We start from the raw sequence: 15,965 nt of genomic DNA on the forward strand, positions 1-15,965 counted from the left end.
TACATCGAACCTGGCAGCCCGTGGGAGAACGGATACTGTGAAAGCTTCAATGGCCGGTTCAGGGACGAACTGCTCAAAGGTGAAATCTTCTACAGCCTGCGCGAAGCTCAAATTCTGATCGAACAATGGAGGAAACACTACAACACAAAACGCCCTCACAGTGCACTGGGCTATCGCCCGCCAGCGCCCGAAACCATCATCACGATGGATCACAGGCCGATGATGCACTAACAATCAACTTGGACCAGTCACATGAGGCTGCTCACTCGATTTCTGCAATCTGCGAACCAACGCAAATTTTTGAAGATGCTCCAATTCTTCTTTTTTAACAATACTTTCAGGAGTTCAATTGCAAATTCGACATGGGACCGTATTTCGGACAACGAAATCGGACTGCATTAGCCAACGAGCTTCCATCCGCCCACCAGGATACTTTGTTGAGCAACTATAAGTGTTCCGCATAGGCTTGAGTTCTGCGACGAACGCCTCTAACCGGACGTTCTTTTTCTCCAGTCTTTTCTGCTCAGACAACTATGCTCGCCTATACCGCCATTGCACTTTCTTCAGTTGTAGTACATGGCATCGCTGTTGCCCACGATACGGACTGCCAAGATCACTCCGCCGCCTGCCGTCAGTTTCAACCAGGTTTTACGCAGCAGCATCAAAACACCTACGCCTTAGTTCGGTTCTTCGCCATTACCAATCACCCTTTCTCGGTCAGTATAATGGCACAGTTTTGGGGACTTAGGGCACAAATGCGTTTCCTCCACACCGCGATATGTGGTCAAAAGCAAGGCATATTCACGGGGCAAGTATAGAGCGTCAATCGCGCCCAATTTTGTTCAAACGATTGGATAGCATCCAAGAAAGTGTATCGTTCAGAGTGAACTGCGGGCGGTGGCCAAGCGCGACTGCCAGATCATTGGAACATGCCTGATAACGCATGTCACCGGCTCGAATAAAGCGTTCGTCCCGTTGGATCTCCGGTGAATAGCCACTGAGGTCTGCCAGTGTTTCGAGGATGGATCTTATCGATGTCGCGCGCCCGCTTGAGACGTTAACTTCGCGTACTGCCCCCGAATCTGCACACAACACCCGACACAGAATGTCGACTGCATCGCGAACGTCCACGAAATCGCGAGCGATTTCCGTGTCTCCCATTGCGATTACTGGCTCTTGTTTCGCAAAAGCCGCCACGAGCTTCGGGACAAGGTACCTTTCGTTTTGACCAGCCCCGATACAGTTAGATGGCCGCGCAATTGTTACATCAAGCCTGTCGCGGTACCAATCGGAACATACCTCAGCAAGTAGTTTGGAAGCCCCGTAGTGGTTCATTGGACGCCTTGGGGTGTTTTCGGTCTGCACCGTTGACCCACTTTCCCCATAAACGCTAGTAGCGCTCACAAGTACAAAGCGTCCTGAGAGCCGGCTGGCAATCGCAGACTGCAACAGGCGCTCTGTCAGGAAAGCATTGTTTTCATAAAAAGCGCGATGATCCCCTGCTGCAGGGTTCGCCTCTGCGGCCAAGTGAATTAAATCTGTAACTTGATGGTAACTCAAAAAATCGCTCAACGACGTTGTGGACGAATAGTCCACTTCTAACCGAGACATAGGAATCACCTGCCAGCCAAGCTTCTCCAATGCCTGTCGTAGGTACCCCCCCAAAAAACCAGAGGCACCAGTAACGGCGCATACACCATTTTTTTTCTTTGTCACCATATGCATGCAGTAAGTCCAAAAGAACCATGTTGCAAGATACAACTCGGAAAACAAACAGAGACGCCGAGGCGCTCAACGGCTTTTTTTACGCGCTGCGGCTCGCAAAGGATTTCCGATTCTTCACCTTCTGAAATAGGTATTCTAACGCTCTCCTCGTCACCAGATACGCTCATGTCCAGTTTCGGCATAAGAAACGAAACGACTCCTTTTTCAACGCACAACATTGCAGGAAAAGTGTAAATCTCTTCCAGGAATGCACTTCGCGATCCGTAAAGGTTTAGCTCCCAGCTGCAACACTTACCAACTCAAACTATTGCTTGCGGTTCTTTGAGAGAAGCCTTCATGACTGCTGCGGCGCTTGCCAGTTGTGTTCGATACTTGCTGGTCAATTGGGTCTGTGTCGTTTCTTCGGAGTTCGCCTTTTACGTCAGCTATTGATTTCATTGCCCATTCGAGCCAACTGCGCCTGAGCTCCAATCGAAGGTTTAGGCCACATTCAACTGTATGAAGGGAAACAGAAAAAAGCTCCTCACCGTTTCGGTCTGAACACAGCTCTCTTGTTCACGTTCGGCAATAGCTAAACGACCACGAAGTTCCGCGGATGAACTGGACATTCCACTTACTTAGCTTTATCCGGCGAAAGCCAAAAAGCAGTGCTCCGCGTGGAGTTGCTGCGTAATCTCAGTATCTGTTCATCTTTGGAGTTACTATGACCTCCCTGATCTCTCTATATGAAACCCATGAAGGGAAGTTGTCGGACAAATGGGCCAGTTACTTGAGAGTTTACGATCGATTGTTCGGCGAATTTCGAGAACGTCCGATACGCTTTCTGGAGATTGGCGTTCAGAATGGCGGCTCATTGGAAATATGGGCTAAGTACTTCCCCAATGCAGAATTAATTGTGGGATGTGACATCACTAAGAAGTGCGGGGAACTAGATTACTCGGATCCGAGGATTTCCATTGTAGTAGGTGATGCAAATAATGAAGCAACAAAATCGGAGATTCTGAAGAAAGCACCGGAGTTTGATATCATAATTGATGATGGATCCCACATGTCGAGCGATATCGTACGTAGTTTTGCAAAGTACTATCCGGCTTTATCCAAGGACGGTCTTTATGTCGCCGAAGACTTGCACTGCAGCTATCAGACAGTCTTTGAAGGCGGTATGGAAGCGCCGTTTTCTTCAATCAACTTTTTCAAACGCCTAACAGATCTCGTGAACAGACAGCACTGGGGCGCAAAAATAGCCGATCACCAAGCTCTTTCGTTTTTCTCGGATGTTTGGGATGTTTCGTTCAACCAATCTGACCTTGAAACAATCCAAAAGGTCGCATTTCTCAATTCTCTTGTCGTCGTACAAAAATCTGATCCCGATGCCACTTTCCTTGGCTCTCGGGTGGTGAGTGGACGAGAAGCGATTGTCACTGATCACCTCCTGTCGCTTTCGGGTACGCAGAGTAAAGTGACTGACGAAACTGAAGCGGCCTATGGCCCGAATTCACCCCGACTGGAATCCTATCTTGATTTGTATATGGATGCGGCCAAGGAGAAAGAGGCTCTTCAGGCTCAACTGCTCGAAAAGAGGGAAGATATCGAAAAACTGCGCACCGAGTTTACTAATAAAGAGCGAGATCTCGCGCGTGAAATCGGCGAACGGGACACCGAAATTGTTAGTTTGCGCTTCCGCCCGTTGAAGCAGCTTTTTGACCTGATAGCGTTTTATGCACTGAGTGCTTTCATCAAGTCACCGCTCCCCTTTACACAGAAACGAATTGATCGCTTTCGCCGTAGTATGGCAAAGAGAAATCCAGAACGCCGTTTCGATGCGGGTAACCATTAGCCCAAAGAGATATGAGATTGGCTTGCAATGTGATTGAACCCGGAGCACTAAAGCAGGTTTGCTTATTTTACTGGCACTTGGGTCAAAGGCTTACCCTTTTCACGAGGCTTAAGTCGGTTGATGTCGGATTACAATGCCAAGTCAAAGCGGATGGAGATGTGACCTGGCGTGGCGGCAGTGCCATCGACGGCGATGCAGCACGTGATCGAAAAGATGCGCATATGTGAGTTTACACGCTTGAACCGCCCAAAGTGACTAAGACTGCTTGTCTTCTTCACTCTGCAGTTGTACGTCTCAACGGGATTATTCAACGGGAAATCCAATGGCGATTATGGTAAATTTTGCTCGCGTTCGACGATTGGAATTGCATCTTGCATTGGGCGGCGACATGACCCGCAAAAAGATTATTGAAGGCGGAATATTCTATTTTCTCCCACCAGCAATGGTGAATGCGTCCGCCTTGTTTCCAGGCCCTTTTGGAGTCGAGCGGGAGATTGTACAGTGAGGCGCCTTGCACGCAGTTGGCGTCGTAGACGTTATGAAAAGATCATTCGAGAGTCGGGTGTTTTTGATCAGAATTGGTATCGAAGTCAGTTTGGGCTTTCCGCCCAGGAAGACCCTATAGTCCACTACATTAAGCATGTCACTGATCGGCGGTTACGACCGTTCCCCGGATTTCCAGACGAATTAGTTGCGGCAGTAAGTGACAAAGATTTGGACAACGGGAAGAATCCACTGGTCAAGTACTTGCGCCTGTACAGAGCTGACACCCATAATCACTCATATCATCCCGGCGCAATGCCAACTCTTCTTGTGCCTATGTGGCAGGACCCTTTTGCGAACTGGGAGCAGGCGCTGGTCGATGTTCGTTCAGCTCTTGGAACTGAAAACACTCTATTGTACGGATCAACTAAACCCAAAGTGTCGGTTGTCGTGCCAGTGCACAACCAGTTCCACTTTACGTTACGCTGTGTTTGGTCGATAGTGATGGCCAAAGAGGCTGTGCCATTGGAACTGATTATCTCCGACGATAAGTCCGAAGATGATACACAAGAATTCTTCTCTGACCTCGTTGGCGTTCGCTATATCAGGAACGATCCCACTCTTGGATTTGTCCGGTCCTGCAACAAAGCAGCGAAATCTGCGCGCGGTGAATTTATCTACTTTCTGAACAACGACACAGCTGTACTTGACCTCTGGCTGACTGAACTTGTCGAGGTGATGGATCGAGACTCAGATACCGGGCTAGCCGGTTCGATGCTTTTCTACCCTGATGGCGTGCTGCAGGAGGCGGGAGGGGTAATTTGGCGGGACGGATCGGGTGCAAATCTTGGACGTACTCAGAAGTTGGTGCCCCCGCTATACAACACGATGCGCGACGTCGATTATGTATCGGGCGCGGGTATCATGGTCAGGACCCAACTTTGGAATCGGATCGGTGGATTTGATGAGAGGTACGCCCCAGCATATTGTGAGGACAGTGATCTTGCCTTCCGAGTAAGACAGATGGGTTACAGAACGGTAGTGCAGCCAAACTCGAAGATCGTTCACTTTGAAGGACGCTCAAACGGAACGGATACAGGAAGTGGAATCAAAGCCTATCAGGTTACAAATTCTGAAAAGCTAAAGGAAAAGTGGGCGTTTACACTTGAGCGGCATCATGCGCCGCGCGATTTGACGGGTCAGGCGATGCGCCGTCACGACAAACCACGTTTGCTGATCATTGATCACAAGATACCAAAGCCTAACGAGGACGCTGGCTCGTTAACGGCTGTTTGGGTCATGAGAATCCTGTCGCAATTTGGCTATGATGTCACATTCTTAGCTCATGATTTGCGCCCCGACCCGGAAAACGAACGCGAGCTGGCTGGTTTGGGTGTGGAGGTTATTCGCTGGCCTGATGTAACGGACATCAACGCGTATCTTACGGAAAACGCCAAGGACTTTGATGGGTTTCTTTTGTATAGACCAACGGCTGGCGGTGATTTTTCCGCAAAGCTGCGGAAGCTCCAGCCAAATACACCGCAGGTATACTTCACAGTCGACATTCATTTTCTTCGAGGTCAACGCGCTCAGGAAACTGGCGCAAGCTTTGCGGAAAACGGAGAAATGGTGGCGTTTCTGCGGCAACGAGAACTGGAACTAATTTCCTCCTGCGACACCTCGATTGTACTATCTCTAGCTGAGATTGAAATCCTGAAGAGTTATGGCCTTGCGGCGCGTCTTCATTACTTGCCGCTCATCCTTGAGAACGCTGGCTCGCCGCCTCCCCGCGAAAACCGAGAAGGTATCTGTTTTGTGGGCGGCTACCAACATCTTCCTAACGTTGAAGCTGTGAAATGGTTCGTCGGTGAAGTCTGGCCTTTGGTTCGGAAACGAATGCCGGACTTAAATTTCTATATCGTAGGATCACATGCGCCCAAAAGTGTTCGCGATCTGGATGGCGACGGCGTTGTCTTTGTAGGCTTCGTTGAGGACTTAAACTCTTTTCTGGATGCCCGGATCGCAACTGTAGCGACGCTGACCTATGGCGCGGGTATCAAAGGCAAGATTGGGAGTTCACTTGCAGCGGGCGTTCCATGTGTCTGTAATTCGATGGCAGCCGAAGGAATGTCTCTAACGAATGAGCAAGACGTTCTTATTTCCGACAGCCCGGAAGGCATCGCCGAAGCGATTGAGCAGGTTGCAACAGACACGGCGCTCTGGAACAAGCTCTCAGTAAACGGTCAAAAATTCGTAGAGCAAAATTATTCTCCCTCAGTCACAGCTAAATCACTACTAGACGTCCTATCGCGTGCCGGCATTTCACCGTTTTCGGGAACTTGCCCTATAACAGGTAGCGAGGAACGCCGCATGTTTAACGGAGCGATCGACAGCTTATCAGCAGGATCTGACCGCACCGACACATCCGACCGCGTGCTACTGAAGGTACTGTCAGGGCGGATGGGAGAAAACTCGACAGCAGTCAACAGGTGGGTGACCCCACTTCCTGAGATATCGTTTTACAATTGTAGCGCAGCGCTTGAAGGTTCACTCGTTTCATCAAGAAATAGCAGGGACGCGGCCGCTGGCAAAGTTCTCCTGGCAAAGTTGGATTCCGAAAACGATTTTGACTCCGTTTGGCGAAACATTGAAGCATCTGATTTGATCGGGGATGTAGAGTATGCAGCCTTTGCGATCAGTTCAAGCTCAGCGCGTTTACCGCACAGCAGAACATTGGTGCCCTTTGTTGCAGACCTGGTAGAAAGACTTGAAGCCTATGGCTTTGCTGTACGATCTGACCGGTATGTCCTACCCGAATGTGCTATCGTCGGCACGCTGTGCGTCGAAGCTGAGCGACGCGCCGACCATACATTGCTTGAAAAGCGCCCATTACATTAGCAACAAGTACTGGATTGTAGATGCTGACAGTAATTCTTCCTTCGGCTGGCAAAGGGACCCGCCTAAATCTTCCTTATCCAAAAGAAATCCATGGTATAGCGCCGGGCAAAAGCTTGATTGATCTTAGCCTCGATCACATCCTCGCTAATCGCGAATTGGTTTCGACGGTTGTGCTTGTGGTTACGCCAGGCAAAGAGGTCGTTTATGAATACGTGTCAAACCGCTTGGCTGACCTAGATTGTCAGGTCCAGCAGGTCTATTTTAATGAGGACTACTCAGAATGGCCTGGCAGCATTCTTTCGGCGGAACACTCATTCGGAGCAAGAAACGTCGTGCTGCTGCCTGATTCTCGGTTGCAACCTTGCCACGGAAAAACACTGCTCACAGAGTATGCGTCGCACTTTGACAACGGGCGCGACCTTACCTTCGCGTATGTGCCAGAGACCTCTGCAGATCGGTTGATACGGCTTGGTGCGCTGCATTTACGTGACGGGTTGATCACAAAATTCTGCGATAAGCCCGTCGCCGAAGAAACCAGCCAATTCAATGCGTTTTGGGCCTCGTTCGGGTTTCAAAAACACTGCGGGAAGGAAGTTCTTAATCTTATGATGCGTTCCGTAGCGCGGGAAAAGGTTGACCTAAACGCATTGAATTTATCTATATCAGGTTTTGCCATTTCCAGTTACGTCGATCTCGGGACTTGGCCCGTCCTCTCGCAGTATTTGCAAGAAAACAACATCTGATGACTGTTTTTGTCGCCGATCACACCGGAACTCTTGAGCAACAATCCTCATTTTTGAGACCAATTCACATTGGCGCAGGTTTGGCTAGTCAGACCGGATTGGAACCCGACACGACGGTCGCCGGTAGTCTCTCTACCTGCGAGGCATATGCTGATATTCGTCTTTTTGACTACATTTTGAAAGCTTACGCTACAAAAAGCCAATATGTCTGCGTTATGCAATACAGGCGTGCCTTTTTTTTCGACAAACCCCGGTCGCGATTCGGCCTTGGCGTGGGCACCCACAAGGAAAACTCGACGTTGCTTGAACTTCGTAATGCTGTTGGCGAAGCAAGCTCTGGCTTTGTTATTGCGCCAATGCAGCTACGCGATGTTTACCTTCGATATTTGTCCAAACAATCAGATCGCCTACTAAAGCGGGAGCTGGATGGGCACGACTTCGTAGTAAACCGCTGGTGCATCGAGAATGAGACCGTTGAAGAGCAATATCTGTTTGCGATCAGCCACATGTTTAAGAACGAACCAGAGTACATCAGCATCTGGTATGATATGCGTGTCGCACTAGAAAGAGAGTTGGGTAAAGAGGTAGTTGCACGCTCACTCGACTCAAACACCGGGTACTTCAACAACTGTTTCGTGACCACGTGGGAACACTTCAAAGAATACAACGAATTTCTGTTCTATATTCTCAAAGAACTCAAGCAATATGCGCATGTGTTCCGCGTCTACGGCTATATTGCGGAACGAATATTCGGTGCCTATCTCGCATCAAGACAGCCAAGCCTAAAATCTCAGACGATGATGTGGTTTCAATAGTCTCGCTCAACACAATGAATTTCTCTGGAACTGCGCGCTCACACATCCATCGTGATGCCATTGCCAGATGACCCCAGGCGGCAATTGCAGCGTTCATGAAGCTTCGTTATGCGTTTCTGTGAAAATTGGCACTGCCATTGAGCCAATCGGAATTGCCAGCCAAACCATGCTGAGTTAGGGTCAGGATTCATGTGATCATCTGCGAGCAGTTACGATGTCAGAAAACAGTTACCAAGACAGAATCGAAGCCCAAATCAGGCAATATGCCGAGACCAAGGACATTCACGCACTGCCCGACATCTTTCATGTCTGGTCGCACCACTATCTAGGCCCACAAATACAAGATGTTTTTGAATCCGCCACCATTCCGGAGTTCTTTGCGAGAGCTTTCATCGAAGCCGTCGGCGGCGATGACGTACATGGAGACATCCTGAGCATTGGATCTGGAGACGGATCCGTAGAGATCGAAGTTGCAAAATTTCTGATCGATAGCGGCTATAGAAATTTCACACTAACATGCACTGAGCTGAGTCCGATCCTTCTGGAAAACATGCGTACGCAGCTCGAGGCAATTGGTATTGGCGAACACTTCAAGCTACTTGAAGTTGACCTCAACAAATTCACGATCGACGCCGAATTTGACGTGGTAATGGCGAACCATTCTCTACACCATATTGTTGAGCTTGAGGCTTTATTTGACCTTGTTTATGATTCACTGAAGGAGCGCGGAATATTTGTAACCAATGACATGATCGGTCGAAATGGTCACATGCGCTGGCCCGAAACCAAGGCCATGATAGACGCAATCTGGCCTACGCTGAAAGAAAAGCACAAGTACCATCACCTTCTCGCCCGGCAGAACGAGGTCTTCATGGACCATGACTGCTCAACCGAGGGCTTTGAAGGGATTCGGGCGCAAGATATACTTCCGTTGATTATGAACAAGTTCCACGCTTATAAGTTCCTCGGATCCGGGGGCCTCATCGACATTTTTGTGGACCGCGGGTTTGGCCACGGCTTCGATCCACAAGATGAAGACGACGTTCGGACGATCAGGATGATCGCCGACTTAAATGAAATCATGCTGGATACCGGTGTCGTAAAGCCCGTCTTGGTTCAAGCCTACTTCACCAAGGATCAGCGGGGCGAGGTAACCTACCGGAACCGCACCGCCCAAAAGGCAATTAGGCCGGAGCAGGCTCCCGATTGGACTGCGTACTATCCCGCGGTTGATGCCATTTGAACGAACTCACTAGAGCCTCCCAGAAGAGTTGGTCCACCGTACAGAGCGAACGAGATAGCCGTCAGCGGTGCGCGGAGCAAGCCGCAATGGCTCGCGGACATCAAGGGCGACGACCCGGAGCAGGCGGAGAGGGCGCTGCAATGGATTGATCTATCGAAAGTTCTCGGCGGAACCGTCACCGACTAGTTCACGCCGAGCAACAAGCCTGTCGGTCTGAGCGGCACGGCGCTCTGGTGTCCCGGCACATGAGCGCCTTTTCAGTATGGATTACTATTTCTATGAGGTCTTCGCGCAAGTTAATGGCAAGCAACGTATTCTTTTTTGGGCTTCCGATCACAATGCTGACTTGATGGTGGCTTTAGTCACGAAACTCCGAGACAAAACCTGCGCCGCCTCAGCAACCGCAGATAGTCTCAAAACTACAGATATCCAACCGGACGGAAAGAGCGGTTGCCGTCTTGGGTTGCAAGTCAAACCACAGAAGAACCTACAAACCTTTGGAATTTTGGCGACCCCGGCAGGATTCGAACCTGCAACCTGCCCCTTAGGAGGGGGCTGCTCTATCCAGTTGAGCCACGGGGCCGCGCAAGGCTCTCTGTAGCTTGCTTTTTCGGGGTTGTCATCGCCTTTAGGCGGTGGTTGTAAAACTTGCGCTGTTCACGCTACCATCGGACAAAACAACATCGCAGGTGCCCCAGTGACAACAGATACCAAACGCCCGCTTACCCTTCGTGATGTCTCGGAAGCGTCCGGAGTGTCGGAAATGACGGTCAGTCGGGTTCTGCGCAACAGGGGTGATGTTTCGGACGCCACGCGCACCCGCGTCTTAGCCGCCGCGAAAGAACTGGGTTATGTGCCCAACAAAATTGCGGGCGCATTGGCATCCAGCCGGGTAAATCTGGTGGCGGTGATCATTCCCTCGCTGTCGAACATGGTCTTCCCCGAGGTTCTGACCGGCATTAACCAGGTGCTGGAAGACACCGAGCTGCAACCGGTTGTGGGCGTCACCGACTATATGCCGGAAAAAGAAGAAAAAGTGCTGTACGAGATGCTCTCGTGGCGGCCGTCCGGAGTAATCATTGCTGGCCTCGAACACACCGAGGCCGCGCGCGCCATGTTGGATTCAGCTGGTATTCCGGTGGTCGAGATCATGGATACCGACGGCAAACCGGTCGACGCGATGGTTGGGATTTCCCATCGCCGTGCCGGGCGCGAAATGGCGCAGGCGATCCTGAAGGCGGGCTATGAGCATATCGGGTTCATGGGGACCAAAATGCCGCTGGATCACCGGGCGCGCAAACGATTCGAAGGCTTCACCGAAGTTCTGGGCAAACACGGGGTTGAGATCGAGGATCGCGAATTCTACTCTGGCGGATCGGCTCTGGCCAAAGGGCGTGAGATGACTCAGACCATGCTGGAACGGTCCCCCGATCTGGATTTCCTCTATTACTCCAACGACATGATCGGTGCAGGTGGGCTGCTGTACCTGCTGGATCAGGGTATTGATGTGCCGGGACAGATCGGCCTGGCCGGGTTCAATAACGTCGAGCTTTTGCAGGGTCTGCCGCGCAAGCTGGCCACAATGGACGCCTGCAGGTTGGAGATCGGACGCACAGCCGCAGAGATCATCGCGGCGCAATTGGCTGATCCCAATGCCGAGGTCGACACGCGTGTGACCCTGACCCCCAAGATCAGCTTTGGCGACACCCTAAAGCGGCGCTGAACGCGTGGCGCTGCAACGGATGGACAACCGAACAGCCCGCGCGCTGTTCATGGATCGTCATGCATTGGCCGAGCCGCCATCGGGCGGCGCAAAAGGCGCGGAATTGCTGGACCTGATCCATCGTCTTGGCTTTGTGCAATTGGACAGCATCAACACGGTTGCGCGCGCCCATGACATGATCCTGTTTTCGCGGCGCCCATCCTATCGCGCAGGCAATCTCAAACGCTTGTACGAAAGCGACAGGGCGCTGTTTGAACACTGGACCCATGACGCAGCAGTCATTCCGATGGCGTTTTATCCGCACTGGCATTTGCGGTTTCAGCGCGATGCAGATCTGCTGAAATCCCGATGGAAAAACTGGCGCCGCGACGGGTTCGAGCAGCGATTTGAAACCGTTCTGCAACATATCCGGGATCACGGGCCAGTTTCCTCGTCCGATGTTGGCAAGGACGAGAAAAAGGGGTCCAGCGGCTGGTGGGACTGGCATCCGTCAAAAACGGCGCTGGAGTTTCTTTGGCGCTCGGGCGCACTGACGGTCATAGGGCGGCAAGGATTTCAAAAGCGGTATGATCTGACTGAGCGGGTGATCGAAACGCATCTTTGCCTGGGCAATATGCCCTGTGATGCCGAGGAGACAGTGGATTGGCTGTGCAACGCGGCGCTTGACCGGTTGGGGTTTGCAACCTCGGGCGAATTGGCTGCGTTTTGGGACACTGTCACGACAAGCGAAGCAAAATCCTGGTGTGAACAGGGTCTAATTCAAGGACAATTGGAAGAGATCGAGGTGACCTGCGCGGACGGAAGGCTACGCAAAGTGATCGCCCGACCATCCATTTCCGAGGATGCAGAGGCTGCACCCCGTCCCTCGGGCCGCATTCGGGTCCTTAGCCCATTTGACCCTATGCTGCGCGACCGCAATCGGGCCGAACGGTTGTTCGGCTTTTACTATCGCATCGAGGTTTTTGTACCTGCCCCAAAGCGCACTTACGGCTACTACGTGTTCCCGCTGCTTGAGGGCGACCGATTGATCGGGCGGATTGACATGAAAGCCAACCGGGATTGCGGGGCGCTGCAAATCAGCGCCTTATGGCCGGAACGATCCGTGCGCTGGTCCGATGCCAGAACCAAAAGGTTGCAGTCAGAGCTTGACCGAGTCCGACGATTTGCCGGGCTGGACAACGTGGAATTCGCCCGTGATTGGTTAAAAGATCCTAAATAGGGTCTTTTTCAGATCAGACTCAGGCTGATAGACTGTAACCCGTCTATCCCGCCTTCCAGGACATCGCCCGCCAACACCGGGCCAACCCCAGCCGGTGTACCAGTCAGGATCAGATCACCGGGCCGTAGGTGATAATATCCGGACAAATGGCAGATGACCTCATCTATCTTCCAGATCAGCTCTTCCAGCGTCGCGTCCTGCCGCGTTTCCCCGTTCACGTTAAGATAGATGCGTTTCTTGTCGTCCGGGGACCAATCTGCCGCGCGGGTCAAAGCGGCCAACACAGTGCCGTTTTCCAGATCCTTGCCCAAATCCCACGGGCGCTGTTTATTCCGCTCGCGGATTTGCAGGTCACGGCGCGTCATGTCCAGCGCACAACCATAGCCATAAACCGCATCCAACGCATCGGCACGCGTCGCACGGAAAACGGGTTTGCCGATCGCGACCGCCAGTTCCATCTCGTGGTGAAAATTCTCAGTTCCAGGCGGATAAGGCACGGTTTCACCCGACAGAACCGCGTTCGGGGCAGATTTTGTAAAGTAGAAAGGCGCCTCACGATCGACCTCATTTCCCATTTCTTCCGCATGGGCGGCATAATTGCGACCAACACAAAAAATGCGTCCCACGGGATAGGTCGACAATTCACCCTCAACCGGGATCGAAATCGGTTCGGGTAAGGAAAACAGATTGTCCGGCATCAAAGCCCCCTAACTGCAACTTGCAGCTTGTTTCTAAGTTGGCGGGACCAGTTGAACAAGCCATGTAGGTTCGCGCCAGGCATCACCATCACGCGAACTAGCCCCGTGGCCGGCTGTTCACAATTCAAAGTTTTGCCTTGGAAAGCCTTGGGTGCGCGCTACCTTTGGTTGTATCATGGATCACGCCACCATCGTTCTGACACTCATTCCCTGGCGATATCCGAAATCCACTCGTCGCTGATCAGGTGATTTGCCTGTAGGCGAGTGCAACTGAATCAGAGAGCGACGGCCAAAGACCTGTACCCCCACACGGTCTTTGCGTCCGGATGTCCGCTTATTTTCAGGTGGCTGTTTCTCTGAGGTGTGAGCCGGATAAATCCATCCGGCCGCGGGCCAGACACGCAGTCCAGTCAAAGTCTGGCCACCCCGCCGGAGGATATCCATACTTCTCTGGCGGGGACAAAAGCCTTTGCATGCGCAACGTGCGATCAGGTCTTCAGATCATGCAGATCGTTCAGCAGGTCCAGCAGCGCTTCGTGCCGATCCGGGCCTAGCTGGGTCTTGATCTCTTCAGCCAAACGTAGTGTCACCTGCATGTTGTCTTGGATGATCTTTTCGCCTTTGGCCGTGATATCGATGATCTGACGACGCTTATCCTCGGGATGGACCCGGCGCCGGATCAAATCCTTGGCTTCCAGTTTTTGCAGAATGCGCGTCAGACTGGGCAGCAAAAGGCACGATCGATCCGCTATATGCGTTGGCTCTTGAGGACCTTCTTCTTTCAGAACACGCAGAACGCGCCATTGCTGTTCCGTAACACCCGCATCAGCCAGCATATTTCGAATGGGCCCCATGACCCTTTCGCGCGCCCGCAGCAGTGCAATCGGCAATGAGCGGGACGTATTAGGCAGGTCTCTGGTCATAGTAGAATTTTTGCCCAAATTGGATCAAACCGCAACTGGCTAAGAATTTCACTAATTATATCAAGTATTTGACCATGTATTATATGACCCTTTTAGGCATATCGCAGCTTCGAGCCTCATCTCAAAATTAGTAAACAAAGCAATTAATATTGACGTTTTCTTCAGAATGACGATCACTGGACGCACAAAGAAACTAAGTCCCGGTCCGATCCCGGGGTTGGCAGAAATCTGAGGGTTGCGATGAAGTGGGATGAGTTTTCGGATTGGGGCAAACGAATTGCCGAGTGGACGCAGGATTACCACCTGACTGTAGGTGACAAACCCGTCCGCGCCCGGACTGAGCCGGGGGATATCCTCAACGCCCTGCCCGCGCGGCCACCCGAGCAGGCACAGCCGCTAGAGGACGTGTTTCAGGATTTCGAACAGGTCGTGATGCCGGGGATCACCCATTGGCAACATCCAAGGTTCTTTGCCTATTTCAATTCGAACGCCTCTGCCCCATCGGTCCTAGCCGAGTTTCTGGCCAGCGCCATCGCACCGCAATGTATGTTGTGGCAAACGTCACCGGCTGCGACCGAGATGGAAACACGGATGATGGACTGGTTGCGCCACGCGCTGGACCTGCCCGAAGGATTCGCTGGCGTTATTCAAGACTCCGCCTCGTCAGCGACATTGGCAGCTGTGCTAACGATGCGCGAAAAGGCGTTGAAGTGGCAGGGAAATCAACAGGGTCTTTTTGGGCAAAAACCTCTGCGCGTCTATTGCTCGGCCGAAGTGCACACGTCAGTCGATCGTGCCATTTGGGTTGCGGGGATCGGGCAAGACAATCTGGTTCGGATTCCGATCAAGGGAGATTGGCGCGGGATGGATCCCGCAGCACTGGAGGCAGCGATCCAGGCCGATTTAGACTCTGGTTTGCATCCGGCGGGCGTCATCCTTTGCGTTGGCGGTACAGGAACGGGGGCCACCGATCCCGTAGATGAATGTTTGAAGATTGCCCAGAAGTACGGGCTTTACTCCCACGTAGATGCGGCCTGGGCCGGATCGGCGATGATCTGCCCGGAATACCGCCAGTACTGGCCCGGCGTGGATCAGGCCGACAGCATCGTGTTCAACCCGCATAAATGGCTGGGCGTTCAGTTCGATTGCTGTGCGCATTTCCTGAAAGACCCCGATGATCTGGTGCAGACGTTGGCGATCAGCCCTGAATACCTCAAGACCCATGGCAAGGACGGTATCATCAACTATTCGGAATGGTCTGTGCCACTTGGCCGTCGGTTCCGGGCGCTCAAGCTTTGGTTCGTGATCCGGGCATATGGTCTGGAAGGGCTGCGCGCGCGGCTGCGCAATCACGTGAACTGGTCCGTAGCGCTGCATGATCGACTCGCGAGCGAGGCGGATTTTCAGATCGTCACCCAGCCCATGTGGTCATTGTGGACGTTCCGCTATGCGCCGGAAGGTCATGCGGATCTGGACGACCTGAACCTGCGTTTGGTGAACGCCATCAATGACGACGGCCGCATCTATTTGACGCAAACCCGCGTGGATGGCGATCTGGTGATCCGGTTCCAGGCCGGTCAGTTCGAAACCACCGAAGACGATGTTCGAATGGCCTATGACGTCATTACCGAAATCGCCCGCTCACTGACATAAACAGG

The 15,965-nt window shown here is 52.1% G+C and carries 13 protein-coding genes and 1 tRNA gene; 10 read left to right on the plus strand and 4 right to left on the minus strand.

Annotated elements, in window-relative coordinates; all coding sequences use genetic code 11:
- On the plus strand, window positions 1-231 hold a 231-nt coding region (locus AC2FIB_RS16775), incomplete at its 5' end, for an integrase core domain-containing protein (RefSeq protein WP_496842433.1).
- A 591-nt stretch (window positions 232-822) separates the two neighbouring features.
- On the opposite strand, the gene AC2FIB_RS16780 is transcribed toward AC2FIB_RS16775, so the two are convergent.
- Complete coding sequence (locus tag AC2FIB_RS16780; RefSeq protein WP_496842434.1) at window positions 823-1,725, minus strand: NAD-dependent epimerase/dehydratase family protein; 903 nt, start codon at window positions 1,723-1,725, stop codon at window positions 823-825.
- A 703-nt stretch (window positions 1,726-2,428) separates the two neighbouring features.
- Here AC2FIB_RS16780 and AC2FIB_RS16785 point away from each other — a divergent pair.
- From AC2FIB_RS16785 to AC2FIB_RS16810, 6 genes are all read left to right on the plus strand, one after another.
- Window positions 2,429-3,562: a hypothetical protein gene (locus tag AC2FIB_RS16785; RefSeq protein ID WP_496842435.1), complete on the plus strand. Its 1,134-nt coding sequence runs from the start codon at window positions 2,429-2,431 to the stop codon at window positions 3,560-3,562.
- Window positions 3,563-3,884: 322 nt separating this feature from the next.
- A complete protein-coding gene (locus AC2FIB_RS16790) occupies window positions 3,885-4,067 on the plus strand; it encodes a hypothetical protein (protein WP_496842436.1) in 183 nt (60 codons plus the stop codon).
- Entirely contained in the window at window positions 4,064-6,943 is a 2,880-nt protein-coding gene (locus AC2FIB_RS16795) for a glycosyltransferase (protein WP_496842438.1), read from the plus strand. The genes AC2FIB_RS16790 and AC2FIB_RS16795 overlap by 4 nt, the downstream gene beginning before the upstream one ends.
- A 20-nt stretch (window positions 6,944-6,963) precedes the next feature.
- Complete coding sequence (locus AC2FIB_RS16800; protein WP_496842439.1) at window positions 6,964-7,686, plus strand: hypothetical protein; 723 nt, start codon at window positions 6,964-6,966, stop codon at window positions 7,684-7,686.
- Complete coding sequence (locus AC2FIB_RS16805; protein ID WP_496842440.1) at window positions 7,686-8,501, plus strand: DUF4422 domain-containing protein; 816 nt, start codon at window positions 7,686-7,688, stop codon at window positions 8,499-8,501. Before AC2FIB_RS16800 ends, AC2FIB_RS16805 begins: the two co-directional genes overlap by 1 nt.
- A gap of 214 nt (window positions 8,502-8,715) precedes the next feature.
- On the plus strand, window positions 8,716-9,744 hold the full coding sequence (locus AC2FIB_RS16810) for a class I SAM-dependent methyltransferase (RefSeq protein ID WP_496842441.1): 1,029 nt from the start codon (window positions 8,716-8,718) through the stop codon (window positions 9,742-9,744).
- Window positions 9,745-10,250: 506 nt separating this feature from the next.
- On the opposite strand, the gene AC2FIB_RS16815 is transcribed toward AC2FIB_RS16810, so the two are convergent.
- A tRNA-Arg gene (locus AC2FIB_RS16815) sits at window positions 10,251-10,327 on the minus strand.
- 114 nt (window positions 10,328-10,441) lie between these two features.
- On the opposite strand from AC2FIB_RS16815, the gene AC2FIB_RS16820 reads away from it, so the two are divergent.
- Both AC2FIB_RS16820 and AC2FIB_RS16825 read left to right on the plus strand, forming a co-directional pair.
- Window positions 10,442-11,467 (plus strand): LacI family DNA-binding transcriptional regulator, encoded by a 1,026-nt coding sequence (locus tag AC2FIB_RS16820; protein ID WP_496842442.1) that lies wholly within the window; start codon window positions 10,442-10,444, stop codon window positions 11,465-11,467.
- A gap of 4 nt (window positions 11,468-11,471) precedes the next feature.
- On the plus strand, window positions 11,472-12,686 hold the full coding sequence (locus AC2FIB_RS16825; RefSeq protein ID WP_496736695.1) for a winged helix-turn-helix domain-containing protein: 1,215 nt from the start codon (window positions 11,472-11,474) through the stop codon (window positions 12,684-12,686).
- 8 nt (window positions 12,687-12,694) lie between these two features.
- Here the strand turns inward: AC2FIB_RS16825 and AC2FIB_RS16830 are convergent, their stop codons facing one another.
- Both AC2FIB_RS16830 and hpaR read right to left on the minus strand, forming a co-directional pair.
- The gene (locus tag AC2FIB_RS16830; protein ID WP_496736694.1) at window positions 12,695-13,384 is read right to left on the minus strand and encodes a fumarylacetoacetate hydrolase family protein; all 690 of its coding nucleotides are present in this window, start codon (window positions 13,382-13,384) and stop codon (window positions 12,695-12,697) included.
- A 488-nt stretch (window positions 13,385-13,872) separates the two neighbouring features.
- On the minus strand, window positions 13,873-14,307 hold the full coding sequence (gene hpaR / locus AC2FIB_RS16835) for a homoprotocatechuate degradation operon regulator HpaR (protein WP_058275072.1): 435 nt from the start codon (window positions 14,305-14,307) through the stop codon (window positions 13,873-13,875).
- Window positions 14,308-14,547: 240 nt separating this feature from the next.
- Here hpaR and AC2FIB_RS16840 point away from each other — a divergent pair, with 240 nt between their 5' ends.
- The gene (locus AC2FIB_RS16840; RefSeq protein WP_496842443.1) at window positions 14,548-15,960 is read left to right on the plus strand and encodes a pyridoxal phosphate-dependent decarboxylase family protein; all 1,413 of its coding nucleotides are present in this window, start codon (window positions 14,548-14,550) and stop codon (window positions 15,958-15,960) included.
- The last annotated feature ends 5 nt before the right edge of the window (window positions 15,961-15,965 follow it).

This window comes from Ruegeria sp. YTSA072 (assembly GCF_059610285.1).

Excerpts from the sequence above, each read along its gene's own strand:
- AC2FIB_RS16840 (WP_496842443.1), top strand. The coding sequence starts at position 14,548 with ATGAAGTGGGATGAGTTTTCGGATTGGGGCAAACGAATTGCCGAGTGG.
- AC2FIB_RS16780 (WP_496842434.1), bottom strand. The coding sequence starts at position 1,725 with ATGCATATGGTGACAAAGAAAAAAAATGGTGTATGCGCCGTTACTGGT.
- hpaR (WP_058275072.1), bottom strand. The coding sequence starts at position 14,307 with ATGACCAGAGACCTGCCTAATACGTCCCGCTCATTGCCGATTGCACTG.
- AC2FIB_RS16810 (WP_496842441.1), top strand. The coding sequence starts at position 8,716 with ATGTCAGAAAACAGTTACCAAGACAGAATCGAAGCCCAAATCAGGCAA.
- AC2FIB_RS16790 (WP_496842436.1), top strand. The coding sequence starts at position 3,885 with ATGGCGATTATGGTAAATTTTGCTCGCGTTCGACGATTGGAATTGCAT.
- AC2FIB_RS16800 (WP_496842439.1), top strand. The coding sequence starts at position 6,964 with ATGCTGACAGTAATTCTTCCTTCGGCTGGCAAAGGGACCCGCCTAAAT.
- AC2FIB_RS16805 (WP_496842440.1), top strand. The coding sequence starts at position 7,686 with ATGACTGTTTTTGTCGCCGATCACACCGGAACTCTTGAGCAACAATCC.
- AC2FIB_RS16830 (WP_496736694.1), bottom strand. The coding sequence starts at position 13,384 with ATGCCGGACAATCTGTTTTCCTTACCCGAACCGATTTCGATCCCGGTT.
- AC2FIB_RS16785 (WP_496842435.1), top strand. The coding sequence starts at position 2,429 with ATGACCTCCCTGATCTCTCTATATGAAACCCATGAAGGGAAGTTGTCG.